This is a genomic window from Photorhabdus machadonis (assembly GCF_052657765.1).
The window spans coordinates 139803-165687 of record NZ_CP199761.1 but is presented as its reverse complement, the minus strand read 5'-3'; the positions used below and the strand labels follow the sequence as shown (position 1 = coordinate 165687).

Sequence of the window (25885 nt, the reverse complement as noted above, 5' to 3'; positions counted from 1 at the left end):
ATTTTTCACAATACTAATTAAACCGGGACAAACTCTATCTTCCAGCAACGTGAATTACTGATAAAAAGGTGATATTTGTTCGTGTTAGAATCTAATTCAAAATCAATAACGAATTCAGTGCGGGGAGAGAAATAATTATTCCCGTAAACTCGCTGTAAGACTTCTTTTTCCCCAGGATAGATAATTCCATCAATATAAATTTGATCGCCAGAAGCTGCGATAGTAAGAATCGCCTCTGTTTCGTGGCTATAATAGCGCCCTAATAACTGCTGAATATCGATACCACCTTCATCAATTTTCTTCTCTAAATAAAAAGTATTTCTATCTTCATCAGTCTGTTCCAGTGCTATCACACGATCATTTTTAATGATGGGTCTGAATCGGTCTTTACCGCCTTCCTCTTGGAATGTCCCATCATGGTTAAAGATAATCGGGTTGCTTTTTTTCAATAAATCATCCAATAAATATGAATCTTCTTTGGTAATAATATAAGGATAGGGTTTCACCCCTCTAAAAATACCGGTAATATCAACATTACTGGTCCGGCAAGGTTGTTTTTCTGGTTTAGCCCCGTCAGGATTAAACAATACATCAAGACATTGATCAGCCAGTTTAACAACATCAATACTCGTTGCGGTAGTGATAGCAATACCCAATTTGGCATCAGGCAACATGTAAATATTAACTCTGAAGCCAACGTAGTTACCACTATGTTGTATTATCTTGTGTCCTTCACGTTGGTCAATAACAAGACCGTAAGCATAATTGCTAATATTGCCATTGGCTAAATGTGGCGTACGGGATAACTGAGGCAATAGATCCTGAACAATAGATGGCGAATAAAACGCTCTCATCCAGCGACATAAATCATTCACTGTAGAATAAACTGCTCCTGCACCGGCCACTGAATCGTTGAGGTCATCTCTTATCCACTGGTTCGACTCTTCTTTATAGGCATAACCCATCGCCCGATCAAAGATAATTTCAGAGGCATCATCACAGATACGGGTATCTTCCATCTTTAATGGGGCAAAAACATTTTCTTCGGCATATTCTCTCAGTGATTTACCTGAAACCACTTTGATTATTTCCCCCAGCAGATTATAGCCAGTGTTGCAATACAGATGGTATTCCCCCGGAGTAAAGTTAAGCACTTGTTGCCGTTGAATTAGCTTCCTCGCTAAATCAATACTCCGATGGTCAAAGTTTGTATTTTTACCCGCCAGATTATAAAGCAAAAGCTCATCCCGTAATCCACTGATATGGTGGATAAGCTGTGCAATGGTAATGTCAGAGAAATCTGTGGGTAAATAACTCAAATATTGTCTAACCTTATCATTGACACAGAGCTTTCCCGCTTTTTCCAACAACACAATGCAAAAAGCCGTAAATTGTTTTGAAGCGCTTGCCAAATAGAATTGAGTTCTGGAATGTGCAGCAACTGCATGTTCAATATCAGCTTGCCCAATATAGCGCTGATAAATTGTTTCATTTCCGTGGGTAACAGCAACCGCGAGGGCACCACCCTTTTTTTTATTTTCAATATCAACCAGTTCATTTATTTTATTGAGAAACAACTTAATATTATCTGTAGACATAGTCGGTTTCATCATTAATCTCCTTATTTTAAGGTTATAAAAACAGAGCATATATATGCAGTCTGTTAGATTACGTCTGCGGGCAGTACTGTAAGACGGAAATAGGCAATATCCAAGTGACAATGATTAACATTTAATATATAAGGAGCAATACAAAGTGACGGCGGGCACTCATCCAGATTAGTAAACTCATACTGACAATTATTTTTGGAACTGATAATAGCGTCAAGAAGATGGCTGTTGCCGGGCTAATTGCAACCCGGCGACACCACTTTATTCAGTAGAAAGAGATATTTTCTTTGTACGAAAGACCAATATAAGTCCTGACAAGATAGCAGCCATACCCAATAGACTTAACACCGGTAATGAATTACCCAAAAATAAATAGTCCATTACGGCGGTAACACCAGGAACAAGATAAAACAAACTTGTTACATTCACCAAATTACCACGCTGAATAAGCCGGTAAAGTAATAGTTGAGCGACAACTGAAATCACTAACCCAAGCCATAATAATGAAATAATAAAGCCAGGCACCAATTGAAATTCAAAAGGCTGGAAAGGAACAAACAGTAAGCAAAGCAGCAGGCTAACACTATATTGCAGAGGTAAAACCACGGAAGGATCTTGATGAATTCGTTTCTGTAAAATCGCGCCAGAACTCATACAAGCCAATGCGGCTAAGGCAAAAGTAATACCCGCAAAAGAAAACCGGGACAGTACCAGGCTTTGATACACCACTAATATCAAGCCCAATAACGCTAATAATAAACCGGCTAAACGTACAGCCGAAAAATGGCGTTCAATTACCAGCAGCGTGATAATCGGCTGAATTCCCATCACTGTCGCCAGAACACCAGGCGTGATCCCATGATCCAAAGCAAAAAAGTAACAAATAGAATAGCCGCCAATTAACAAAACACCGGTGCCAGCTATCTGTTTACGTGTCCCCTGTACAGGCAGACAATGAGCATTACGTCTGAATAATAATCCCAAAAATATTAAGAAAATAAGCGCAATAGCAAAACGCATCGTCAAAATGGCAAATGCGGTACTGTGATCAAGTCCCCATCGAGAAAAAATCGCACCACTGCTCCACAATAAGACGAAAAGCAAGGTCGAGCTATAAGAGATCCATTGAGTTTTAGAAATCATAGGAATTCATACCTGTTTTACATTTAACGTACCCAAGCCAACGCAGCCAGCAAAATCTGACAACACGTTGAATGTTAACCATCCCTCAGAGACGACATATTACACAGTTATGGATAATAAAGGAGGTGGAGCAGCAGGAGAAATGAAAGTAAAACGCATGCACACATTTGCTTCGGCTAATACTAACCTGGTAAGCGTCATCAGTGTGCATGCGAGTAATGGCATAGTCTTCATCTTCTAACATTTACATTATTACATTAGTCATTTTTAAATGTAGATGCATATTCCGCTATGGTCAAATATTTGTGAACAATTTTCAACATTATGCACACGTCTATGTCCACCAAATAAGATCACCATTTTGCTGTAACCCCATAAAACAGGTCACCAGTAAACGCCGTTCCGGTGAAGAGGCTGCATTACCATTCAGTACCGCATGGACTAAGTTCCCATTCAGCAATACCAAATCCCCCGCATCAATATTAATCACCATACTTGCATGATCTTCCAATAATTCCGATGGATATGGAAAACCACTGTAAGTTAAACCAAGGGCACGACGTGATTGACCATCAGGTTGAATATTCCATACTTTTAATTGTCCCCCATTTTGGGGAACGTCAGCGTAAAAATTTACCGCCATGACACGATTAATTTGTTGGATCTCAAAATCACTCTGGCGTGGATCACTCAACTGTGCAAGATCATCATGAGGTAATAAAAGGAATTCACCGAAGTTATTCCAATACACAATTTTTGCATTTCCCGCAGCAGCACCATGATACGTGGCAGGACGCATTACCTGTGAGTTATTACCACTAAAATGAGTTACTTGCTCAATGAAATGATCCATTGGATTGATCGTATCCTGAAACATCTCATTAATTGCCGGGCGAAAATTTTCTGCTTCTTCTATATATTGACGGGTCTCTTTTTCGATATGAGATGCCCCAATAAAATACCCCTCGACACCATCAATACCCTCGCCGTAACGGGGAGTGCGAGCTGGAGAACGCCAAAAATTTTCAATTATTCTCTTTCTTTGTTCTGGTGGAAGAAAATGACGAACTCGACAAGCCGCAAGGTGACCATCCAAAAGGTCAGAAACTGCATCCATTGATATATCGTTCGACGTTTCGTATACAATAAATTCTGATTCTGCCAGCTTTGTTCCTCTAATACCGGCTCTTTCTTGCATCATAACAGACTCCCCAATAGTAAATTCGTCGGGCTATCTATCAAACCTATCGTGATTAACTGGGATTATTTTTGCTTTATAGATCTGTGCAGCAGAGATCTACGCCTATGTAAAAAACCTACTATCGCAGGTACCGGACTAATAATCCTCTTCTGCGCAGCAAGCTGGGTTGAATATTTCCTGCGTAAATTAGGTAACAGCTTCCAGTGGGTGCCGCCTGAGATATGATGCTCTTGATGATAGCCATCATTAAACATGAATAAATTATAGATACGCCCATAATAGCTCACTGAGTTTGCAAATCTGTTCTCCGGCTGAGCACCATAATGTTCGTAGTAGTTTTGAATATTAACCAAAACAAAGGCAAAATAGAGAGAGGGTAAATAACAAAATAAAGCCCATTTCCAAGACAGAGTGAATAAGATAATAATCCACGCCGCCTGGAACAATCTATCTAACCTCAATTGCCATAACTCTTTAACTCTATTGGTTCTGGCGTTAGAAAGAAGTTTTTCATACCCATTATCAGCTTTACTAAGTGGTTTGTGCCAGATAAATAGAGACCAGCACATACGAACAAAACTATTATAAAAGGTAGATACTGCGCCAAGGATAGAATAGTTCCAAAGAGTAGTATGCTCCCCAATTTCTTTGCCATTTATAAAGGTAGAAGAGGTATCCAGAGGCCCGCTTTCACTTACTCCCCGATCGTTATTATATTTGTGGTGATTACGAACATGGGACAGGTGATAAGACTGTACAGACTGCCCTATATTCATTGAATTCAGTATCGACACCAACATATTCATTACACGAGAAACGAACCAGGGAGTATGGGTGAAAAAATGTGATATCACTATTATGTTGTAAGTTGTCATCAATGTAAGAAGCACAATGTTGACCAACCATCCCATAATAGTGAAATGATCCCAATACATGACCAGTGTAACCGTGGCTACCGTATGCAAAATGCTTAATATAAACATGACTGCATCCCAAGCGGAATATTTCCAGATAGCCATAATTACTCTCCTAGTCAAGATAAGACTGTAAACTTCCGCGCCGCCTTACATCCACTGTTGCACAATGGAAGGAACCGCCGAAGGAGTTAAAATTTCTGAAATTACATGGAATCGGAGTAAAGCCCCAACGTTTCATCGCCGCGATCATCGGTTCATCCTGCTTTTCAACAATCACCCGTTTCTCATCCAACATCAGAATATTCATGTTGATCCATTTACTGGTCATATACAGAGGATGGTTGTCAGGAATAACCGGTTCAGGCGCATGCAGCACATCCCATCCTTTAAACAGCTCAGGAACTTTTAACACCTTTTTCGGGTTAATTAATAGTTTCCCTGGTGCCATAGGAACAAATGTGGCATCAATGTGCATAGGACTATCATCATTAAATTCAAAAACATGAATACGATAATCATCACCTAAATGACGACGAAGCCACTCAATACCAAATTCATTCGTAACATGGCTTTTTTGCGCAATGATATCGCGCCCACACCGGATAAAATCCGCAGCATCAAATGTAGGTTCAAACTCGGTCACCGCAAGGGGAACACGATCTTTGCCATTAGGCTGATCCCATTCGAAATTATATTGTTCATCGATCAACTGTGGCTTTGGCCCAGAACTCCATTTCGCGCCCCGTTTAAAATAATCTTTAAGCAAGGTTTTATATGCTGCCGTTTCAAAATAACGGGAACGCCACGCCAGCGGGCATTCAATAATATCATCACCAATAACCAACAATACATCACGCGGCATGGCACAATATAGCCCTGTGCTGCTCCAGCCCGGTGCACCAAACACCAGAGATTGATCTTGAGGTTCTGGCCGACGTACTGTTACCCCTTCGCTTTCAAGAATATGAACAAACGCTTCTAATTCCCTAGAAGCCGCTTCAATTTGCTCTTGTGGAAATGACCGGCCAGCATGTCGTTGAAAAGTAGCAACTTGATTTTCTGGTAGTACAGACTCCAGAGACATATGCCAGGAAGGGAATCTGGCGCCATCAACAACACCGACGATCACCTCTTCAAGAGGATCCCACTCGTTAAACGAATTAACTGGGGAAGAAGTTTCACTATCACGATCTATTAAATTTGAATCAAGCATGTCGTCTCCTGATATTTTAATACTATGTCGCCTTAAAACTGTAACAACTGTATTAATTGCGACCCTATCGCCATCAATGGTGACTTCTCAGAAAGAATTCAGTTTAAATATGAGTAATATGATGGCTCTACGCATCCCTACAGTTTGAAAAATTAAATGACTATAATTTTTTCAGGTTTAATAAACCCAGAAGTAAATTATAATGTTTTTATTAAAGACGGTAATGTACAGTTAAAAATTTTATTTTTCATCATAAAATATTAAATCACTGTAATAATATACGATAACAACATTATAGTTCCACCGTGCTTTTATAAACCCAAAATGACGCCATAAATTTACCTGCCAACAATAATATATAGACATTTAAATTTGTAAAGGCATTAGATTTAAGCACTGTGAAATAGAGCACATGCTATTGTTTGCCACATTATTATTTAATTATAAAATATTACCATAGGTAAATAAAGTGAAATTCTTTTATGAGATATTATCATTTTATTCCCTAATGATGAATTCCAATAGAAAAAGGCAGAACGATAATATTACCATTCTGCCTTTGACTAAGTGCATTTAGTAGAAAATATATTGATGATTTGGATAAAACCAGCGCTATCTGATTATATCTTTCAAACCAGATTAAATTATTCTACAGAACCTGTGATTCCACGCACTCATTAAAATATTTAATCAATACTTATTAAATCTCTACACCTACTATATATTTCAGCTTCATCAGCTTACTTTTTGCGATTTTTACTTTTACATCTAATTTTTCATGAAGAACACGTAAAAGAGACAAATAGAGCAACACAACCTTCTCTTTATCTTTTTCACCATCAACCAGTAATAGATGAAAATCTTCAACCACGCCTAAAATATTCAGGCTAACGATAACTGAACTGGGTGACAGAATATCAATCCAGACCTTCTCTACTTTACCCACTTTAAGTTCATCATCTACAAGTAATTCTTCATGTAACAGAATATCTTTCTTAATCATGATATAAACTCCGAAATTTAATGTAACTAATTGATAAATAACTTATATCACTCTAGAATACAGACAATAAGCTATTCATTTTTGCAACATAATATTGTGACCATTTTCACTAGAAAATAAGTGCCCATCAGGAATTTATCCAGCATTTAGATAATATACACAGCATTTTTGATGCCATATTAACACTTTATCTAATACATATAACTATAGATGCCATTAATGTATTGTCAATAAAATACAAAAATAAATTTAATTATTTAAAATCAACATTTTATTACCAAAAACAAATAAAAAATATATTTCACTATGAAATGAATATACTATTTCAGTAATTTTCTCTACCTAACATAATGACAGATATCAATAACAATGAGAAATAACACCGACATTTACCCCTACTATATAAAAGGGAAAGTCGATAAATTCATCTCAAAAACAACAAATAGCTCATAACATTTCAGTATTATATTTTATGGAAATTACAAGCGGCCAATTAATTATGTGATGTTTCATTGGCAATATTATATACCACATCTCATTCTGTGATTATAACAAGAAGATAAAATAAAGATCATGCGATTGTTATATTATTAAATTGATTGCAGCCTATTAATTATTATTTTGTTATTTATATCTATTTTAATTTCCTCATTAAATATAATTGTCTGTCGTAAGATGGTTTTTTTGACTCAAAATAAACATGGAATTAACAACGAATACAATCCCAAGATAATATTATTAAAACGTGGTATCAATATCAATTATACCACGCTTTATTACTGAGCTTAGTTTGGCTTCCCGAACATGGAAAACGGCATGACTAACGCCATTTAACTCAAAAACGCTTATCCAGAAGCTCTGGATAACCAACTTCTGATGTCTTCAACAATAGGCGTAACTTGCAAAACATCCTCTCTATCTTTAAATCGATGGCTTAGTCCCGGGTATTGATAGAAGGTAATATTATTTTTCTTTAATTGATCTTCCATTTCTATAGCTGCATTCACACTGACAGAATGATCATTCAGTGTTTGAATAATCAAAATCGGTCTTTTCGTCTGACTTAATACTTTATATTGATTAATACCGAGCGAGACTTTCCACCAATTAACGCCATGATTACTCATTTCCAACTCACCAACATAATTACCGGTACGTATTTTTTTCTGGAACTCTCTAAATCCCTTAATAGCCTCATTGATATGCTCTGGTGGGACCTCACTCTTCATACTATGAATAACATCATCAGCGAAATATCGGCCCCCCCCATTCAGCGCAATCGTTCTATCAATATAATTAACTTGTGATGTAATTAAGTTGGCGACTATAGCCCCTTCACTCCCACCTAAGATAATGATTTTATTATACTTACCTTGATTCTTCAGATAACCAATAATCTGAATATAATCTTTTACCCGCTGTTCTGGCGTATCTGATCTTATATAAGCCTTAGGACAATCCGAACGCTCCACCGCATCAGACCAAGGGAGAGAGGCATTAATGCCATATTTCTCTACAGTTAAAACATCAGTATTCGGATAAATATCACTGAATGTCTCATTCACAAATTTATTATTAGCGATACTATTACAATCAGAACCTTGTATCAGCACCAATAAGTTTTTTCCCCCTCGTTGCTTGAGATAGTAAGTTATTTCACTACCATCATGGCGGAAAAACCGTTTATGCGTATCTGAGTAAACAGAACTTATACAACATAAAAAAACCAGCACAGACGCCAGAACTCTCTGTCGTAAATTAAAACCATATGCTTTCATTAATACCTCCTTTAGCTGACATATTAAAGACCACAAACTGGCAATATTGTTCCTGTCAGAAAAATTTTTAAAATGAGTGAACAGAATATTCAACAATTAACACACAATTTGCTGGCGATAAAAGGTATTGATATGTGGACCATTAATTATGCCCTATTGCGAGGATTTAATTACCTGAACGGTTCATTACATGGTGATGTCGCAGTAAGACGTAATATCCAGAGGCTAATCAAGCGAAATGAGAAGGTTTCCGCGGAATAAGCAGAAAAATGGCTGGCAAATTTCGCTCTGCTGCTCAATATATTGCTTAACAACTTCAAGAGGAGCACCGTCCACACAGCCTGCAAAGTATGATGGCGACAGGAGGATGTCAATCCTGTGTTATCAGGTGCAAGACGAGCGAACAAGGAATCTATAACGGCATCAAAACTCCCCCTTGCAGAATCTCCTCGCAATCAACACACCGTAGAAATACACTTACAAATGCTAATACACCAATGAGCTTAAGCATGTTACTACCAAAGCTTTTGCAAAGGAGTAGACCTTTGCAAAAGCTTTGGTAAATAATTCAGTAAGATATGAAATTTAACCTTGTGTTTAAAAACTATATTCCTCAAAACTGAGTTACTGTAAGCATACAAACTAGCTGCAACGAAAAGAATTTAACGGACACAACAATGGCAATCAAAAAGTCTGAACTCTATTCCTCCCTTTGGGCCTCCTGCGACGAGCTGCGTGGTGGTATGGACGCCAGCCAGTACAAAGACTATGTGCTCACCCTTTTGTTCATGAAATATGTCTCAGACAAATACAAAGGCAATCCCTATGGCATGATCGTGGTGCCTAAGGGAGCCTCCTTTGACGATATGGTGGCACTGAAGGGCGACAAAGAGATCGGCGAAAAGATTAATAAAATTATCAATGCACTCGCCGAAGAAAATGCTCTGAAAGGTGTTATTGATGTTGCGGACTTCAACGATGAAGACCGGCTTGGCAAAGATAAGGAAATAATCGATCGCCTGTCTAAGCTGATCGGGATTTTTGAAGGTCTCGACCTTTCAGCCAATCGCGCAGATGGCGACGATCTACTGGGCGATGCCTATGAATATCTGATGCGCCACTTCGCGACAGAATCAGGGAAAAGCAAAGGACAATTTTACACTCCGGCAGAAGTCTCGCGTATTCTGGCCAAAGTTCTTGGCATCAATGCCAACACGCCCCAAGATGCAACGGTCTACGATCCCACCTGTGGTTCCGGTTCTCTATTGTTAAAAGCCAGCGATGAAGCCCCCCGCGGATTGTCGATCTTCGGTCAGGAGATGGATAATGCGACCAGTGCTTTGGCGCGCATGAACATGATTCTACATGACAATGCCACCGCAACAATCTGGAAGGGCAACACCATCAGTGATCCACAATGGAAAGACGCCAACGGTAAACTTAAGACCTTTGACTTTGCAGTAGCTAATCCACCTTTCTCCAACAAAAATTGGACCAGTGGGATTAACCCAAAGGAAGATGAATTTGACCGTTTTACTTGGGGAATTCCACCGGAGAAGAACGGCGACTACACCTTTTTACTGCATATCATTAAAAGTCTGAAAAGCACTGGTAAGGGCGCGGTTATTCTGCCTCATGGCGTGCTGTTCCGTGGTAATGCGGAAGCGCGTATCCGTGAAAATCTGCTTAAACAGGGCTATATCAAAGGCATTATTGGCCTGCCTGCCAATCTGTTCTACGGTACCGGCATCCCAGCTTGTATCATCGTGATTGATAAAGAGCATGCACACAGTCGCAAAAGCATTTTTATGATTGATGCCAGCAAAGGCTTTATGAAGGATGGCAACAAAAACCGTCTGCGTAGTCAGGACATTCACAAAATTGTGGATGTCTTCAATCACCAGCGAGAACTGCCACGTTTTAGCCGCATGGTGTCGTTGAGCGAGATCGCTGATAACGATTATAACCTGAATATTCCACGCTATATCGACTCCAGCGAACCAGAAGATTTGCACGATCTCAGTGCTCATCTGCAAGGTGGAATACCAAACCGTGATATTGATGCGCTACAGCGCTACTGGCAGGTATTCCCAAGCATCCGTGCTACTTTGTTTAGTGATGCCCGCGAAGGCTATAGTCAGGCGCTGATCGCGGCCAATAAGATCAAATCGACCATTCTGGAACATCAGGAGTTTAAAGATTTCGCTGCCCGCAGCCTGCTGCCTTTCAAATCCTGGATCGCTCAAGTTGCATTGCAGGAGATCCACAAGGGCGATAATCCCAAGCAGTTGATTGATGAAACCTCTGAAGTGCTGCTGGAAAAGTACGCCAATACCGATCTGCTGGACAAATACAATGTCTATCAGATTCTGATGGACTACTGGGCAGATACCATGCAAGACGATATCTATGTGCTGATACAGGATGGCTGGCGTGCAGGTAAAGTGCTGCGTGAACTGATAACGAAGAAAGGTGAAAAGCTGAAGGAAACCCCAGATTTGGTTATCAATAAAATTAAATATAAAGCAGAGCTTATCCCACCAGAGTTGATCGTCACGCATTATTTCCAGCAACAACAAGACCACATCAACCAACTTCAAGCGGATATAGATACCGCTGCACAAGAACTAGAAAGCTTTATCGAAGAGCACTCCGGTGATGACGGCTTACTGAATGATGCTCTGAACGAGAAAGATAAAGTGACAAAAGCCAGCGTTGCCACTCGCTTGAAGGTGACCAACGATCAAGAAGAAAAAGCGGTGCTTAAACAGGCTAAATCTCTGTTTGAACAGGAAGCCGATGCCAAAAAAGCGCTCAAAGAAGCACAGGACAAGCTTGATATTGCCGTGGTTAAGCGTTACCCCACTCTGACAGACGACGAAATCAAGATGTTAGTCGTACAAGATAAATGGCTGTCAACTCTGCAAACCAATATCAAAGCCGAAATTGAGCATATTATCCAACAGTTGGCTAACCGGGTTAAAGAGTTGGAAGAGCGCTATGTCGAACCGCTGCCAGAGTTAACACAATCTATTGAGACGCTAAGTAGTAAAGTCGCCAAGCATCTCAAAACAATGGGGCTGACGTGGTGATAGTGGTAGATAAAGATCAGGTTGTGGAAATGAATGAGCAAAACGCACCGAAGCAGGGTGTTCCTGTTGGTTATAAACAAACAGAAATAGGGATGATTCCTGAGGATTGGAAAGTCATTGATTTCGGAGATTTATTTGAAACCCAATTTTCTAAAAAGGAAATCAAAGCAAATGAACTTGTATCATTTGTAGGAATGCAAGACGTCAGTGAAAATGCGCAGTTAATTAATTATTGGACTGTTCCATATTCCCAATTAAAAACTGGACTCACCTATTTTGAACGAGGGGATGTACTTGTCGCGAAAATTACTCCATGTTTCGAAAATGGAAAAGGGTGTATTTCTGATAAAATAACGGAAGAAATAGGATATGGGAGTACGGAATTTCATGTTTTAAGGGCTCATGAAAAGTCTGATTCTAAATTTATCTATTATATTACAACTAAAAATAAATTTAGATTTGATTTACAATCTGAAATGATAGGGAGTGCCGGCCATCGCAGAGTTCCTCTTTCTGCAATTCATGCCTATAAAATACCTTGTCCACTGACTAAAGAAGAACAAACCGCTATCGCCAACGCGCTATCCGATGTCGATACCCTGCTCAATGAACTGGAAAAACTGATCGCCAAAAAACAAGCCATCAAAACCGCCACTATGCAGCAATTGCTGACCGGCAAAACACGTTTGCCACAATTTGCTTTGCGCGAAGATGGTACGGCTAAAAGCTATAAAACCAGTGAATTGGGAAAAATCCCTGAAGATTGGGAGTCTGTTCAATTAGGTGACTTAGTAGAAAAAATAATAGGTGGTGGTACACCGAGGCGTAATAACCCATCTTACTGGGGAAATAGTATTCCTTGGGTGACAGTCAAGGATTTTTCTACCTTCAATCCATTATCTGCCCAAGAGTCAATTACAAACGAGGGATTAAAAAATAGTTCGTCAAATTTGATACCAAAAGGTACATTAATTACCTCTACAAGAATGGCTTTAGGTAAAACCGTTATATATGAAGTAAATGTAGCTATAAATCAGGATCTGAAGGCTATTTTTCCATCCTCAAAGCTATTAACGAAATATCTTTATTTCTGGTTTGAGATAAATTCACATCTAATTGATGAGCTTGGAAGTGGAAGCACTGTTAAAGGTCTTTCATTAGCAGATCTCAAATCAATTCTCTTTTTACTACCTAATAAAACAGAACAAACCGCCATCGCCACCACCCTTTCCGATATGGACGAGGAAATTCAATCCTTGCGGCAACGTCTGGACAAAACCCGCCAGATTAAACAGGGGATGATGCAGGAACTGCTGACGGGTAAAACACGTCTGGTTAATCCAACGCAACAAAGGAATTAAGCTATGTCAAAGATGAACTGGTAGAGGCCGATCAGCAAGTAAAAGGCGTGATCATTGCACTGGAGGATGATATACGCCTATACCGCGCATTAAACGTGGCGAATAACATTGATTTTTATCGTTACTAGGTTAGTTTCAAGTTAATGAAGGATTAAACACACAAGTAAAGGAGAGCGGTATGTCAGTGGTAGGCCAGCGTGAAAAGGCAACACAGGATCGGCTTATAGGTTTTTTCCAGCGCGATCTTGGTTACCGCTATTTGGGGAATTGGCAGGACAGAGATGACAATAAAAATATTGATATTGGCCTGCTGACCAAATGGCTAAAAAAACGTGGTGTCAGTAATGCGTTAATCACCAAAACCATCCGTCAGTTGGATATCGCTGCTGCCCTAGGCGAAGGTAAGAAGCTTTATTACGCCAATAAGGATGTCCATCACTTACTGCGTTACGGTGTAAAAGATAAAGAAGGTGCCGGAGAGCAAAATCAAACTGTCTGGCTTATTGACTGGAAAAATCCGCAAGCCAATGATTTTGCCATTGCAGAAGAAGTTTCCGTCAAAGGAGAGAATAAAAAACGTCCGGATATCGTGATTTACGTCAACGGTATCGCACTGAGTGTGCTGGAGCTAAAGCGTGCCTCGGTAAATCTGAGTGAGGGCATTCACCAAAACCTGGATAATCAGAAAAAAGATTTTATCCGCAATTTCTTTACCACTATGCAGCTCGTTATGGCGGGTAATGACACTCAGGGATTACGTTACGGCACCATTGAAACACCAGAGAAATACTATCTTGAATGGAAAGAGGATATAGAAAATCCCTACCCATCCAAGTTGGATTTTCATTTAAGTCGTATCTGCAATAAATCACGTTTCCTGCAAATTATTCACGACTTTATTGTGTTTGATGCCGGGGTGAAGAAAACCTGCCGGCACAATCAATATTTTGGTATTCAGTCAGCAAAACAGCACATTGCCCGGCGCGAAGGAGGCATTATCTGGCATACCCAGGGATCAGGCAAAAGCCTGACGATGGTCTGGCTGGCTAAATGGATCCGGGAAAACGTGCAAGACTCCAGGGTACTGATCATCACCGATCGTACTGAGCTGGATGAACAAATCGAAAAAGTATTTACCGGCGTTGAAGAAGAGATCTATCGCACCAAAAGTGGCGCTGACTTGATTGCTACATTGAATCATCCTAATCCCTGGCTGGTTTGCTCACTGGTGCATAAATTTGGCCGCAGCAGTGAGTCTGAAGATAATGCAGCAACAGAAGCATTTATTGCCGAGTTAAAACAATCTCTCACTAAAGAATTTCGCCCGAAGAGTGACCTATTTGTTTTTGTAGATGAATGTCATCGTACCCAATCGGGCAAATTACACGAGGCGATGAAATCCATTCTTCCGGATTCCATGTTTATCGGTTTTACCGGTACGCCACTGATGAAAAAAGATAAAAAAAAGTCAGTGGAAGTATTTGGACCTTATATTCATACCTATAAATTCGATGAGGCAGTTGCCGACGGAGTGGTTTTAGATCTGCGCTATGAAGCGCGGGATATCGACCAGCACATCACCTCGCAGAAAAAAGTCGATGACTGGTTCGAAGCCAAAACCAGTGGTTTGTCGAATCTGGCGAAAACCCAACTGAAGCAGAAATGGGGTTCAATGCAGAAACTTCTGTCCAGCAAATCACGCTTAGAGCAAATCGTTAACGATATTCTGCTGGACATGGATACGCGTCCCAGACTGATGGATGGCCGGGGTAATGCCCTGTTGGTATGTTCCAGTGTTTATCAAGCTTGCAAAGCTTATGAGATGTTCAACAGAAGCGATCTATCTGGGAAAGTTGCCATTGTCACCAGTTTTCAACCGACACCATCCAGTATCAAGGGCGAAGAAACTGGCGCAGGCCTGACAGAAAAACTCTTTAAATACGATATCTATCGCAAAATGTTGGCTGACTATTTCGAGCAAAGCGAGAACGAAGCTGCCAGCCGGGTTGAAGAGTTTGAAAAGGAAGTTAAAAAACGTTTTATTGATGAACCCGGCCAAATGCGTTTGCTGATCGTGGTGGATAAACTGCTCACCGGTTTTGATGCACCTCCAGCCACTTATTTGTATATTGACAAAAAAATGACCGATCACAACCTGTTCCAGGCGATATGTCGCGTTAACCGTCTGGATGGTGATGATAAAGAATACGGCTATATCATCGACTACAAAGACCTGTTCCGCTCACTGGATAAAGCTATCACCGATTATACCGCCGGGGCTTTTGACGGCTATGATAAAGAGGATGTGGCCGGATTGCTCAAGGACCGACTGGAGCAAGCAAGGCTTGATCTGGAAAATGCCCTGGAAATGGTCCGAAGCCTGTGCGAACCGGTGAAAGCGCCACGCCATACGCAAGACTATACCCATTATTTCTGCGGTGAATCGGTCCTTAATCAGGACGAATTAACCGAGAAGGAAGCATTACGACTGACACTGTACCAAAATGTCGCCAGATTGCTTCGGGCCTTTGCCAATATTGCCAATGAAATGCCCGATGCCGGCTACTCTGCCGCAGATATTGAGAAAATACGGGCAGAGGTGACACATTACGAAAAAGTGCGTGGTGAGGTGAAACTGGCCAGTGGTGATCTGCTAGATATGAAGCGCTTTGAACCTGCTATGCGCCATCTGCTTGATATGTATATTCGCGCAGATGACAGTAAGGTACTGATGGACTTTGAAGAATTGAGTCTGATTGAGCTTATTGTTGAGAAAGGCGCTGATGCGTTAGATGAGCTGCCTGAGGATATTCGTCACAATCAAGAGTCGATGGCCGAAACCATCGAGAACAACGTGCGCAGAACCATCGTTGATGAAAACGCGATTAACCCCAAATACTACGACAGAATGTCGGTATTGCTGAACGAGCTGATCACGCTACGTCGGCAACAAGCCATTGATTACAAAGTATACCTCCAATACATCATAGAGCTTGCACAACAAGTGGCTCGCCCGGGGCAGAGCAACAGGGCTTCTTATCCTCCCTCAATGGATACACAAGCAAAGCGAACCTTTTACGATAACTTTGGTCAGGATGAAGTTCTGGCAACCAAAATCGACAGCACAATTCGTTACACCAAAAAAGCAGATTGGGTAGGGGATCGTTTTAAAGAGCGCGAGATCGCCAATGCCGTCCGCGAAGAAACAGCCAGCTATGATGTTGATATACCTAGCATCATGGAGCTGGCTAAAGCACAAAAGGATTACCATTAATGCCAACCATGCAGATTGGACCGTTCAATTTACAGTTAAATCGCAAAGCGATTAAAAATCTGCATATCAGTGTATTACCTCCTGATGGACGGGTACGCGTATCCGCGCCTGAACATATGACAGAAACCGCCATACGTATGGCGGTGATTTCACGGATACCCTGGATTAAAAAGCAACAACGCCATTTTCTTAACCAGCCCCGACAATCCGAGCGGGAAATGGTTAGCGGTGAATCTCACTATCTCTGGGGACGTCGATACAGGTTGAATGTACAGGAACGTATTGGCCGCCATGAAATTAACATGGCTGGAAATAACAAAATGTTAATGTACGTGAATCCAGGAACCACTTTAGAAAAAAAGACGTTAGTGTTGTCTGAATTCTACCGTCGAGAAATCAAAACTCGGATAGAAAAGCTGTTAATACAATGGGTGCCACGAGTAGGGGTTCCACTTCCCAATTGGGGAGTAAAAAAAATGAAAACAAAATGGGGAACCTGTAACACAGAAACCAAGCGTATTTGGCTTAACCTTGAGTTGGCCAAGAAACCGCCTGAGTGTCTTGAATACATCTTGGTGCATGAGCTAGTACACCTTCTGGAGCGACATCATAACGATCATTTCCGTGCTCATATGAATCGGCTAATACCTAATTGGCGTGAACATCGGGATTTGCTCAATAATATGCCACTGGCTTTTGATCGTTGGGAATATTAAGGGGAACCTCTAAAAACCCCTCAAAAAAACAAAATCAATTTTTTCCCCATCCGTAATAAAATTGACCTTATTGAACGTGATGCATTCTGACTTTTTCAAGGATTAAAAGGCATGAATGCCGGATTTTCCAAAATAAGTTAAACGCTGTAAATCATAGCAGGTTGCCTTTAGCGTCATCACAAAATTGGCTATCATGGATAGCCGCCGTTCCTGTCGCGATGTGACGGATCACTTTATATTTTGCATCGATATTAATGGTGAGTTTATAGCCAAAATAGCTTTTACCGTGCTTTTTCGTCCAGGTTGCGTCGGTATCTTTCTGACATCGCTTGTTTGCCGTCCAGTTATCCGGGGTTTTACCCTAACGGATTTGTTCATTCTCTTCCTTCTTATTGTGCTGCTTAGGCACGGGGAGCAACGTGGCATCAATGATTTGTCCCCCTCTGGGAATGAATCCCTGTGCCGAAAGTTGATGCTTCGCTTCTTCAAACAATGCACTGGCACTGGCTTGCCCAATCCGTTTTTCAAAACACCAAATCGTGTTACGGTCTGGAATATTAATGACATCGGTCAGACGACAAAAACGTTGCCAGCGCATTCGGTCAAGTAATTGATATTCCACCTTTTCATCGGAAAGATTATGGAAATGTTTCAGGATAATGATGCAAACCATCACCTCAGTCGGGAAGGGTGGGCGCCCGCCTTTGGGAGAAATAGTTCGTGGCGCGACACGGTCTACGGTATCTGCCAGTGCAGAGAAATCAACATACTTATCAAGAACAAGGAGCGGATCACCTAATTCATCAATTTTTCGACGGTGATATTCAGCGGCCAGCTTGTCTTTTTTTAACGCGGAACGAATCGGTATCATGATGGCGCTACCTTACAGAGATGTACCGTGCCTACATTTTACTCAGTTTTGTGGCGGTGAAAAGTTTTAGAGGTTCCCTAAGGTATTACAACTTAATATTACCAGCGATCTATTTCTGCCCAATCTAAGAAGCAGCTATGGACAAATTCTACATCAGTGCGCCATAACAACAGAGGCAATATATACCCAATAGATTTCAAGTTGCAGCGTAGCGGCAAGTGAACGCATCCCCAGGAGCATAGATAACGATGTGACTGGGTAAGTGAAAACAGCCAACAAAGCAGCAACTTGAAAGATGAATAGTATATTATGATTGGTATAATTCAGCCTATTTGGTGATTTTTGATGATTGAGCCGTCTACCATTTTAAGGCGTTATTCAGTAAACCCGATAATATCACCGGATGTTACAATGCGTTTTTTTAACATAAAGGTATCATGGTGGTTTTCGGAATGATGAAAGGTTCCTATAAACCTGCCGCTCATTGGCAAAAGAAAATAAATAGTATATTTTGCCCTCGATTAATGGGTTTTCTTTCATTTTTATTACAATTTTTGGATCCTCCTTCCATCCTCATTAGCGCATATTTAACAAACAAGTTTTAGCTTAGGGTAAACAATACTTAGGAACTCAACCGGAATTGTTTCTTTAATATCTGCTAATATTCTCTTGTCTGCCCCGATAGCCTCTATAAGCTCATTAATAATAGATTCTAGTTTCTCCGTTCTATCCCATTGAACTTTATAAGCTCCCGAATTTATCTTTTGCTCTACCCTCTGTAATTGTTTATTTTCTTTATATACATATTTCATTTTAATAATATTCATTTCGTTATCTATATTTTCTTTATAGGTGATAATCATATGAATATCATTAAATTTCTTAATGGTTTCAATACTATCGTATTCACTCTCAAAAATAGCAGTTATGAGCTCATCAGGTTGAACACCTCTCACTAAACAAAAGGCTACCATTCTTTCTATAATCTCGTTTATTTTTAATGAGTCGCTCATCGTATCATCCTCTTAACTTCTTCAAGTATCCCCGATATTGCATCTATTGATTTTAGCAATGTTTTATTATCTCGATCCCTAACAACCCCATATATCTTAGATAATTTGCTATTAATGAAGCGAACAACAATACCATCATTAGCATCTGTTGTCTTCAGATTAGGAATATAGCGATTAAAAATATGATAGAGTTCAGAATTTTTTTCATCAATACCATTTTCAACCAGAAGATTAGCAACCTCATCCTGTACCCGAGTCATTAAGATTTGTCGCATCATTTTTCTTGCTTGTGCAGGCCGCTTTCCTATCAACTCAGGGTCTATCACTTTAGCAGCTTTCCGAGTTTCTTCTTCCGCAAGAGAATCTTTCAATTTTTCAAGTACATCGGGAGGTATTTTCACTCCTGATTGAATAATTTTATTTATATTTTCAGATACTGACTCATTTATCTCTGCTCTCTTCCTCTCAAATAATTCATTAAAATCTATATCATCAAGATACGAATCTTTATCACTAACAAAAACACCCTCACTATTCACACTAGCTAATGAATTTTCTCTCTCAATATATTCCCTATCACTGAATGTATATTCTCGGATACTTCTTCTTTTAGCTCTATCAACTTCCTTTTGAAATGCATTCCACATTGTGTTCAGTCCAATTTCTTCGTGGAATATTACTAATCCATTATTATCAATTTCAAAGGCCTTTATTTCATCATCAGGTATTGCACGTAATATTCTACCAACCACTTGTGCAAATGCATTAAGACTTCTATATGGTCTGAATATAGCCAGAATACTTAAATATTTATGATCATACCCCTCCATCAGCATATTAACTGAGATTACAACATCACATTGATGATTTTCAATATTTCTAAAAGCTCTACGCAATTCATCAGAAGCCATTTCACTATGAACAATAATAGAATTTAATCCATTTTCTTTATACCAATGATATAAGTCTTCTGCGTGAGAAATACTACAACCTACAGCTAATATTTTATGTGGTACTTTGCTAGATAATTTTTTTAATTCATTTAATTTTGATATGCTATATTCAATAACATCTTTTGAGCATTCCTCCGATAGAGCAACACTTTTCTCTATCCACTCTTTATCTTTGAATGCTAACACTTCTTCCTTTGATAATTTAACTTCCTCGTTTTCTTTTATAGAAAAATACAGCTCATGAGCATTAACCGTCTCTTTTCTTAACCATTTTACATACTTATTTTTCATAACTTCTGAAAGAGGAGTTTCATGTATTTTTTCTCCAGGAATTTCTTGATTATCACCTCGATATGGTGTTCCTGTAACATGAAGTATTTTAGCTTCGCGGAAATATCCTAAAACCTCACGCCAACTCTGTGCAGGGGCATGGTGAGCTTCATCAATAATAATAAAATCAAAAAAATCCTGCGGAACTCTGCTTATTAAACTTGTCTCACGATTACTTGACACTCGATGTATATTAGAGTAAACAATATGACTAGCAAACAAATGCTCATCACTTATATCTTGAAGATATTCATTCACCACAGGAATATCTTTACTACTAAATATAACATCACAATTTATCCAGAAATTATTCTCTAACACTTCTTGCGTTTTTCGTATACTATCTTTAGTAACAAGCCCAGGAGTTATGATAAGAACTCTTTTATTTGATACTCCATATGGTGCAATAGAAATTAAACCGCTTTTTCCTGTACCTGTAGGTAGCACTACTAACGCTTCTTTATTATATGGCTGACTAAAATAGTCTCTAATTTTGATATATGCTTCAATTTGAGGTATTCTCAACTTCCTATTTCCCTCAATATTAACCGCTGTGTCGAAAAAATAAGACATACATATTCCTTTTATTCCAACAATTACGTTTAAATATAACCACTATTAAATACACATTCATTTAAAATAGTCTATGTAGTATGGAAAAAATCGTGATTAATATCACAAACATTATAACTTAGCAGCTCAATAAATTAATTTTCATCTTTTTTTCTAATTATCTCATTTACGTTATATATTTCAATGAAAACATAATAATATCTTACAGTATATAATTTTCTGAATAATTCTATACCCAATAGATTTCAAGTTGCAGCGCGGCGGCAAATGAGCGCATTCCCAGGAGCATAGATAACTATGTGATTGGGGTAAGTGAAAGCAGCCAACAAAGCAGCAACTTGAAAAATGAAGGGTATATTATTTAATAAGGTGAAAGTGTAATTATAAGGACATTACATATTCACACTCTTCCTCTTTAAAACAAAAAAGGACCACTATACAGAAGTCCTTTAGCTATATACCCGTAATCATTGAAGATGCTTGATTTTATCCGAAATGGAGATCATTATCCTCGCTATGAAAATATTTATTACATCAGAACAAAAAATCAAACTTGAACGTCTTCACGACACCACTCGTGATGGCCAAGTACGAGACAGAATAAAAGCGATCCTTCTGGCTTCTGAAGGGTGGAGTTCTGTGATGATAGCCCAGGCATTGCGACTCCATCAGACCACTGTTGACCGCCATATCAGTGATTATCTTAATCAAGGTAAACTTAAATCTGATAATGGGGGGTCTGATAGTTTGCTTTCTCGAGAGCAAACTGATTTTTTAATCAACCACTTATCTCAACATCTTTTCCATCACACCCATGAAATCGTGGCCTATGTTGCTCAGCTCTGGAATATTACCTTTAGCATTCCCGGCATGAATAAATGGCTACACCGTCAGGGTTTTTCTTATAAAAAACCTTGTGGTGTCCCTCATAAATTCGAGGCAGAAAAACAGATACAATTTATTGAATATTATGAAAATCTTAAAATCACAGCGAAAGATGAACCCATCCTTTTTCTTGACGCTGTTCACCCGACTCAAGGCACCAAACTCGGTTATGGCTGGATGCGAAAAGGCGAGAAAAAAACCGTCAAGACAACAGGAAGCCGAACTCGCCTGAATATATTGGGCGCGCTCAACCTGAATGCCATTGGTCGTACGGTGTTCCAGGAATATCAAACCATCAATGACTACAACATTTGCTGTTTTTTCAACGAAATAAGGAAGTCTTATCCTGACTATCATCAAAAAATTCATCTTATTGTGGATGGGGCGGGTTACAACAAAGCTCATCTTGTGAAGGAGTGGGCTTATGTTAGCAATATTGAGTTACATTATCTTCCTCCCTATAGCCCAAATTTAAACCCGATAGAGCGATTATGGAAGGTCATGAATGAACATGTTCGAAATAACCGTTATTTCGCTGATAAACATGAATTTCGAGACAAAGTCTTCAAATTTTTCACCACAACGCTACCGGATATAGCGGACTCGCTGATGTCTAGAATTAATGACCATTTTCAGGTGCTAAAAACTGCATCTTGAAGTTTCTTGGGTATATTCTGTTAGTTATTAGAATCAGTAATCTCCTCGGAGACTCTGCAAGGCAGGATTATTGCTGTAACCGGATAGAACATTATCCATCAATATGATTAACCCTCCCTGTTGCATGACACAGCTGTTACCCCTTTGCCAGAAGATTGAAACTGATCATCAGGTTACAGTAATCTGGGATATGATTGGAGAAAAGATTCCCTAATCCTTCAATATCATTTCGCCAGTCACGGTGCAGCTCGTACGCAACTGCAAACCAAGTCATCAGTTGAGCCCTCGCTCGTAACATGCGCTGCCATGCTGCGTTTCGTGTCATTTCACTAAATGTACCTGATGCATCGGTTACGACAAAAACCTCAAATCCTTCATCAATAGCTGACAATGCCGGAAATGCCACACACACTTCGGTGACAACACCTGCAATGAGAAGCTGCTTTTTACTCGTTGTTTTTACAGCCTTAACAAAGTCATTATTGTCCCAAGCATTAATGTGACCAGGTCTGGCAATGTAAGGCGCATCAGGGAACTGATCCTTTAGCTCAGGGATCAGTGGGCCATTAGGTCCGGTTTCAAAGCTGGTAGTAAGAATTGTAGGAAGGTGGAAATACTTAGCAAGAGCGCTTAATGCCAGAATGTTATTCTTAAACTTGTCAGGCTCAATATCACGTACCAGAGAAAGTAATCCAGTCTGGTGGTCAGCCAGCAGAACAGCCGCATCATTTTTATCAATCACAGGATCGCATGTGAATAGTACTCTATTTGAATTTATTGATTATTTCTCTATGCGATTTTGATATGTGCCCCCAATTATGCCCCGCATGTTTTTCCTTGCAGGCTAATTGGTTGGATTATGAACGTTTCGTCCCAAGGCTGGACTTGCTCTGTATACATCTAATGGAGTTAACCAAGGCCCCTGATCTTGCCCAGAGAAACCCCTTCGATCAATCCATACAAGGTTGTAGTACTTGAACAAAAGTTTATTGCATCAATAAGCGTCTCTCCTGAGTCAATGTTCTCGTTGATAGTGTGGGCTACTCCCGCCGTATTTGCCGATTCTGCGAATAGGTATAACGAAACTTATCGCCGTAGATGGATTCCGTATCCAGCACAAAGTTCAGCCGGTGTGGGTACAGTGCAGCCTGTCGCAGGCGCATTAAATCATCCGCGCAGCTTGTCTCCGTGCCTCTCGCTTCGATCAGAAAGATCTCTTCCCCAACTTTGAAAGAATCATTGGGTCGCGGCACCGATCACAAAATAGTTAGCACTAAGCCCTAACGCCTGTACTGCCCCGACAAAGATATTATCCTCAACAGCGTCAACCGGTTTGCCGTCTACCGTTACGGTAATCCTCGTGACAAACGCCGTTCCCATACCATTGTTGATGGCGTAAATTCCCCACTGTTTTTTCCGACCATCATTGGAGAAATAAGCATTTATTCGCGGCTCAACAGAGACATGATGATGTCTGATCTCCGCCTTCCCCTGCCTGATAGCAAAACCGAGTGAAATGCTGGCGATAATGATGCCGACAAAAGCGAGGATAGTGTCTCGGTACTCGCTGAAAAAATGACGCATAAACGTTACCTCCTTACCCTGAATTACGCGATCCGATGCAGGATCTTCTCCAGAAAGTCCTCGGCCTGATGTCTGTAAAGATAGTCCTTCACTTCCCTCGCCCAAGATTCGCCATCGCCCAGCACGGCGCGGCTATGGGCAGAGGCATAGAGATAGCGCGAGTCATACAAATTGATCAGCGTCTGGTTGACGCCATCAATATTACAGCCGGGGTTATTGTGCTGCTGCACTTCTAACGCCCGCAGCACCCGAGCCTGATGCTCTGGATCCGGCACGAAAGTCCGTTCACTGAGTTCGCTGAGCACTAGGAACTGCGGCGGGATCCCTTCTTCGATGGCCGCCTGCAAACGGTAGTGACCATCGAGGATGATAAACGATGCTAGCCCGGCGATGTACCAGAGCAGAACAGGCGGCAACGTGCCTTCCCGGCATTTTTTACGCCACCATTTCAGACGCCCCGTCTCCGGTTGAAGAGAATATCGCCCGAGCAGCCGATTGCCGCCCCACCACCAGTCCACTAGCGAGACGCGCTCAGGGGTTATCAGATCGGGGAAATCTTCGCCGTACAGTGCCCAGCCGCAGCCGATATTCCCAGCGCTGGCAGGCGCGTGAAAACACCAGCGCTCAACCAGTAGCTGTCGTTCAAGGGAATAAGGTGCAGCGGGCACGACGGGTAACATGGGACGCAACAACCATCGGTGGCCAGACAACAGCGGAACGGAGGATGCCAGTAGATGACGGGCAAAATAGCGGCACCATTCACTGGTCCACGCTTGCGGCCCGGTACGTTGAATCGACTCCACCTCTTGCGAAGTCACGGGTGGCAACAGTGCGTGCTGGTTCAAATGATCTGCGTTAAACACCAGCCAGACGCCGGAATGATCGTTTAACATCGAGGCCCAGAATAGCGGCGTCTCGCGAATATACAGTGCCATGCGGCCATGATGGCCGCTGCGCATTTCCACCGCTGCATAGTCAGCTGGAGCCAGCTGACTATGCAGTTCCAGCCCCTGCCAAATGTTGTTCCTATCGAGAAGATCCTTCCACCAGTAATGCGACATGTGATTTTCCTTGTACTAAAGACGGGGAAAGTTTAAGGCAGTGAGGGAAAGGTGCAAGCGGTGATCCGGTGAATAATGCGCACCGTTACCCAATGTAAAGTCGGGAAAGAAAGCCGCTCCCTTTGGAGGCTTCCGGCTGCCAGCTCTGAAGGACTATTTATCCATGAGAGAAACTACAGTTCGCTATGATTACATTCTATCCAGTCATTATCTAACGATATCCAATCTACATTTCCCAGATACTGGCCTTATAGTAGTTGTTGTGCCACAAAATGAGTATTGCAAAAACGAGGGTGACCATAGATTTTATGCCCCCAGATTGGCGTTGATTCCGGGCGGCATTCGTTAACATAGAGCGAGCATAACCTGTTGCAATATCAGAGAGTATAAGGGATTTGTGGAGTTTCGAAGGGCTTAACTTGGCGGAAGATCACAGGAGTCGAACCTGCCAGAGACCGCTGGCGGCCTCATCTGGATTTGAAGTCCAGCCACCCCACCGGGGACGATGATCTTCCATATCAATACGAAAGAATTATGAAAACATGCCGATTATAGCGCGTGCTGTAAGGCTTCTGAATCGATCCGTGGAAACAATTCATCAATTTCCTAAAAAGTATTAAATTTTGTTGTTAAAAAACTCGATATTCGCG

Annotated in this window: 20 protein-coding genes, 1 tRNA gene and 1 pseudogene; 6 read left to right on the top strand and 16 right to left on the bottom strand. The window is 40.7% G+C overall.

Translation table 11 applies throughout. The annotated features are described in order from the left end of the window. Window positions 1–17 precede the first annotated feature (17 nt). The 7 genes from ACUN2T_RS00840 to ACUN2T_RS00810 form a co-directional block, all read right to left on the bottom strand. Window positions 18–1613 carry a serine hydrolase domain-containing protein gene (locus ACUN2T_RS00840; RefSeq protein WP_445495799.1) on the bottom strand — a complete coding sequence of 532 codons (1596 nt, stop codon included), beginning with the start codon at window positions 1611–1613 and terminating at the stop codon, window positions 18–20. Window positions 1614–1871: 258 nt separating this feature from the next. After that, window positions 1872–2753 carry a DMT family transporter gene (locus ACUN2T_RS00835; protein WP_445495798.1) on the bottom strand — a complete coding sequence of 294 codons (882 nt, stop codon included), beginning with the start codon at window positions 2751–2753 and terminating at the stop codon, window positions 1872–1874. A 334-nt stretch (window positions 2754–3087) separates the two neighbouring features. Then, on the bottom strand, window positions 3088–3954 hold the full coding sequence (locus ACUN2T_RS00830) for a 2OG-Fe(II)-dependent halogenase WelO5 family protein (RefSeq protein WP_445495797.1): 867 nt from the start codon (window positions 3952–3954) through the stop codon (window positions 3088–3090). 62 nt (window positions 3955–4016) lie between these two features. Continuing rightward, on the bottom strand, window positions 4017–4973 hold the full coding sequence (locus ACUN2T_RS00825) for a fatty acid desaturase family protein (RefSeq protein WP_445495796.1): 957 nt from the start codon (window positions 4971–4973) through the stop codon (window positions 4017–4019). 10 nt (window positions 4974–4983) lie between these two features. Beyond that, window positions 4984–6084 (bottom strand): amidinotransferase, encoded by a 1101-nt coding sequence (locus ACUN2T_RS00820; protein WP_445495795.1) that lies wholly within the window; start codon window positions 6082–6084, stop codon window positions 4984–4986. Between the two features lie 700 nt (window positions 6085–6784). Then, on the bottom strand, window positions 6785–7087 hold the full coding sequence (locus tag ACUN2T_RS00815; RefSeq protein ID WP_207627318.1) for a Cro/Cl family transcriptional regulator: 303 nt from the start codon (window positions 7085–7087) through the stop codon (window positions 6785–6787). An 845-nt stretch (window positions 7088–7932) separates the two neighbouring features. Further along, the gene (locus ACUN2T_RS00810) at window positions 7933–8865 is read right to left on the bottom strand and encodes an alpha/beta hydrolase family protein (RefSeq protein WP_445495794.1); all 933 of its coding nucleotides are present in this window, start codon (window positions 8863–8865) and stop codon (window positions 7933–7935) included. A 72-nt stretch (window positions 8866–8937) separates the two neighbouring features. Between ACUN2T_RS00810 and ACUN2T_RS00805 the strand changes: the two genes are divergently transcribed. From ACUN2T_RS00805 to ACUN2T_RS00785, 5 genes are all read left to right on the top strand, one after another. Further along, window positions 8938–9126: a hypothetical protein gene (locus tag ACUN2T_RS00805; protein ID WP_350305989.1), complete on the top strand. Its 189-nt coding sequence runs from the start codon at window positions 8938–8940 to the stop codon at window positions 9124–9126. A 416-nt stretch (window positions 9127–9542) separates the two neighbouring features. Further along, window positions 9543–11957, top strand: coding sequence for a type I restriction-modification system subunit M (locus ACUN2T_RS00800; RefSeq protein ID WP_445495793.1), 2415 nt, complete (start codon window positions 9543–9545; stop codon window positions 11955–11957). Then, a complete protein-coding gene (locus tag ACUN2T_RS00795; protein WP_445495792.1) occupies window positions 11954–13318 on the top strand; it encodes a restriction endonuclease subunit S in 1365 nt (454 codons plus the stop codon). The genes ACUN2T_RS00800 and ACUN2T_RS00795 overlap by 4 nt, the downstream gene beginning before the upstream one ends. Window positions 13319–13496: 178 nt before the next feature. After that, complete coding sequence (locus ACUN2T_RS00790; protein ID WP_445495791.1) at window positions 13497–16592, top strand: type I restriction endonuclease subunit R; 3096 nt, start codon at window positions 13497–13499, stop codon at window positions 16590–16592. Further along, on the top strand, window positions 16592–17308 hold the full coding sequence (locus tag ACUN2T_RS00785; RefSeq protein ID WP_445495790.1) for a M48 family metallopeptidase: 717 nt from the start codon (window positions 16592–16594) through the stop codon (window positions 17306–17308). The genes ACUN2T_RS00790 and ACUN2T_RS00785 overlap by 1 nt, the downstream gene beginning before the upstream one ends. Before the next feature lie 172 nt (window positions 17309–17480). Here ACUN2T_RS00785 and ACUN2T_RS00780 read toward each other — a convergent pair. From ACUN2T_RS00780 to ACUN2T_RS00770, 3 genes and pseudogenes are all read right to left on the bottom strand, one after another. Further along, a pseudogene (locus ACUN2T_RS00780) lies at window positions 17481–18176 on the bottom strand (IS5 family transposase); the annotation flags it as partial. Window positions 18177–18766: 590 nt separating this feature from the next. Continuing rightward, a complete protein-coding gene (locus ACUN2T_RS00775) occupies window positions 18767–19192 on the bottom strand; it encodes a hypothetical protein (protein WP_445495789.1) in 426 nt (141 codons plus the stop codon). Further along, complete coding sequence (locus ACUN2T_RS00770) at window positions 19189–21048, bottom strand: DEAD/DEAH box helicase (RefSeq protein ID WP_445495788.1); 1860 nt, start codon at window positions 21046–21048, stop codon at window positions 19189–19191. Before ACUN2T_RS00770 ends, ACUN2T_RS00775 begins: the two co-directional genes overlap by 4 nt. 516 nt (window positions 21049–21564) lie before the next feature. Between ACUN2T_RS00770 and ACUN2T_RS00765 the strand changes: the two genes are divergently transcribed. Next, window positions 21565–22590, top strand: a complete 1026-nt coding sequence (locus tag ACUN2T_RS00765; RefSeq protein WP_445493927.1) for an IS630-like element ISPlu3 family transposase — start codon at window positions 21565–21567, stop codon at window positions 22588–22590. 136 nt (window positions 22591–22726) lie between these two features. Here the strand turns inward: ACUN2T_RS00765 and ycaC are convergent, their stop codons facing one another. The 6 genes from ycaC to ACUN2T_RS00735 all read right to left on the bottom strand — a co-directional run bounded on the left by ycaC (window position 22727) and on the right by ACUN2T_RS00735 (window position 25750). Beyond that, the gene (ycaC, locus tag ACUN2T_RS00760; protein ID WP_445495787.1) at window positions 22727–23332 is read right to left on the bottom strand and encodes an isochorismate family cysteine hydrolase YcaC; all 606 of its coding nucleotides are present in this window, start codon (window positions 23330–23332) and stop codon (window positions 22727–22729) included. 102 nt (window positions 23333–23434) lie between these two features. After that, entirely contained in the window at window positions 23435–23572 is a 138-nt protein-coding gene (locus tag ACUN2T_RS00755; RefSeq protein ID WP_445495786.1) for a TA system toxin CbtA family protein, read from the bottom strand. A gap of 58 nt (window positions 23573–23630) precedes the next feature. Continuing rightward, the gene (locus ACUN2T_RS00750; RefSeq protein WP_445495785.1) at window positions 23631–23753 is read right to left on the bottom strand and encodes a hypothetical protein; all 123 of its coding nucleotides are present in this window, start codon (window positions 23751–23753) and stop codon (window positions 23631–23633) included. Between the two features lie 73 nt (window positions 23754–23826). Beyond that, window positions 23827–24174 carry a hypothetical protein gene (locus ACUN2T_RS00745; protein WP_445495784.1) on the bottom strand — a complete coding sequence of 116 codons (348 nt, stop codon included), beginning with the start codon at window positions 24172–24174 and terminating at the stop codon, window positions 23827–23829. Window positions 24175–24197: 23 nt separating this feature from the next. Then, window positions 24198–25235: a hypothetical protein gene (locus ACUN2T_RS00740; RefSeq protein WP_445495783.1), complete on the bottom strand. Its 1038-nt coding sequence runs from the start codon at window positions 25233–25235 to the stop codon at window positions 24198–24200. A gap of 420 nt (window positions 25236–25655) precedes the next feature. Beyond that, window positions 25656–25750, bottom strand: a tRNA-Sec gene (locus ACUN2T_RS00735). Window positions 25751–25885 lie beyond the last annotated feature (135 nt).

Bases quoted from the DNA above. Each gene is read 5' to 3' on its own strand.
- ACUN2T_RS00840 (WP_445495799.1), bottom strand. From the start codon at position 1,613: ATGATGAAACCGACTATGTCTACAGATAATATTAAGTTGTTTCTCAAT.
- ACUN2T_RS00835 (WP_445495798.1), bottom strand. From the start codon at position 2,753: ATGATTTCTAAAACTCAATGGATCTCTTATAGCTCGACCTTGCTTTTC.
- ACUN2T_RS00830 (WP_445495797.1), bottom strand. From the start codon at position 3,954: ATGATGCAAGAAAGAGCCGGTATTAGAGGAACAAAGCTGGCAGAATCA.
- ACUN2T_RS00825 (WP_445495796.1), bottom strand. From the start codon at position 4,973: ATGGCTATCTGGAAATATTCCGCTTGGGATGCAGTCATGTTTATATTA.
- ACUN2T_RS00820 (WP_445495795.1), bottom strand. From the start codon at position 6,084: ATGCTTGATTCAAATTTAATAGATCGTGATAGTGAAACTTCTTCCCCA.
- ACUN2T_RS00815 (WP_207627318.1), bottom strand. From the start codon at position 7,087: ATGATTAAGAAAGATATTCTGTTACATGAAGAATTACTTGTAGATGAT.
- ACUN2T_RS00810 (WP_445495794.1), bottom strand. From the start codon at position 8,865: ATGAAAGCATATGGTTTTAATTTACGACAGAGAGTTCTGGCGTCTGTG.
- ACUN2T_RS00805 (WP_350305989.1), top strand. From the start codon at position 8,938: ATGAGTGAACAGAATATTCAACAATTAACACACAATTTGCTGGCGATA.
- ACUN2T_RS00800 (WP_445495793.1), top strand. From the start codon at position 9,543: ATGGCAATCAAAAAGTCTGAACTCTATTCCTCCCTTTGGGCCTCCTGC.
- ACUN2T_RS00790 (WP_445495791.1), top strand. From the start codon at position 13,497: ATGTCAGTGGTAGGCCAGCGTGAAAAGGCAACACAGGATCGGCTTATA.
- ACUN2T_RS00785 (WP_445495790.1), top strand. From the start codon at position 16,592: ATGCCAACCATGCAGATTGGACCGTTCAATTTACAGTTAAATCGCAAA.
- ACUN2T_RS00775 (WP_445495789.1), bottom strand. From the start codon at position 19,192: ATGAGCGACTCATTAAAAATAAACGAGATTATAGAAAGAATGGTAGCC.
- ACUN2T_RS00770 (WP_445495788.1), bottom strand. From the start codon at position 21,048: ATGTCTTATTTTTTCGACACAGCGGTTAATATTGAGGGAAATAGGAAG.
- ACUN2T_RS00765 (WP_445493927.1), top strand. From the start codon at position 21,565: ATGAAAATATTTATTACATCAGAACAAAAAATCAAACTTGAACGTCTT.
- ACUN2T_RS00750 (WP_445495785.1), bottom strand. From the start codon at position 23,753: ATGCGCCTGCGACAGGCTGCACTGTACCCACACCGGCTGAACTTTGTG.
- ACUN2T_RS00745 (WP_445495784.1), bottom strand. From the start codon at position 24,174: ATGCGTCATTTTTTCAGCGAGTACCGAGACACTATCCTCGCTTTTGTC.
- ACUN2T_RS00740 (WP_445495783.1), bottom strand. From the start codon at position 25,235: ATGTCGCATTACTGGTGGAAGGATCTTCTCGATAGGAACAACATTTGG.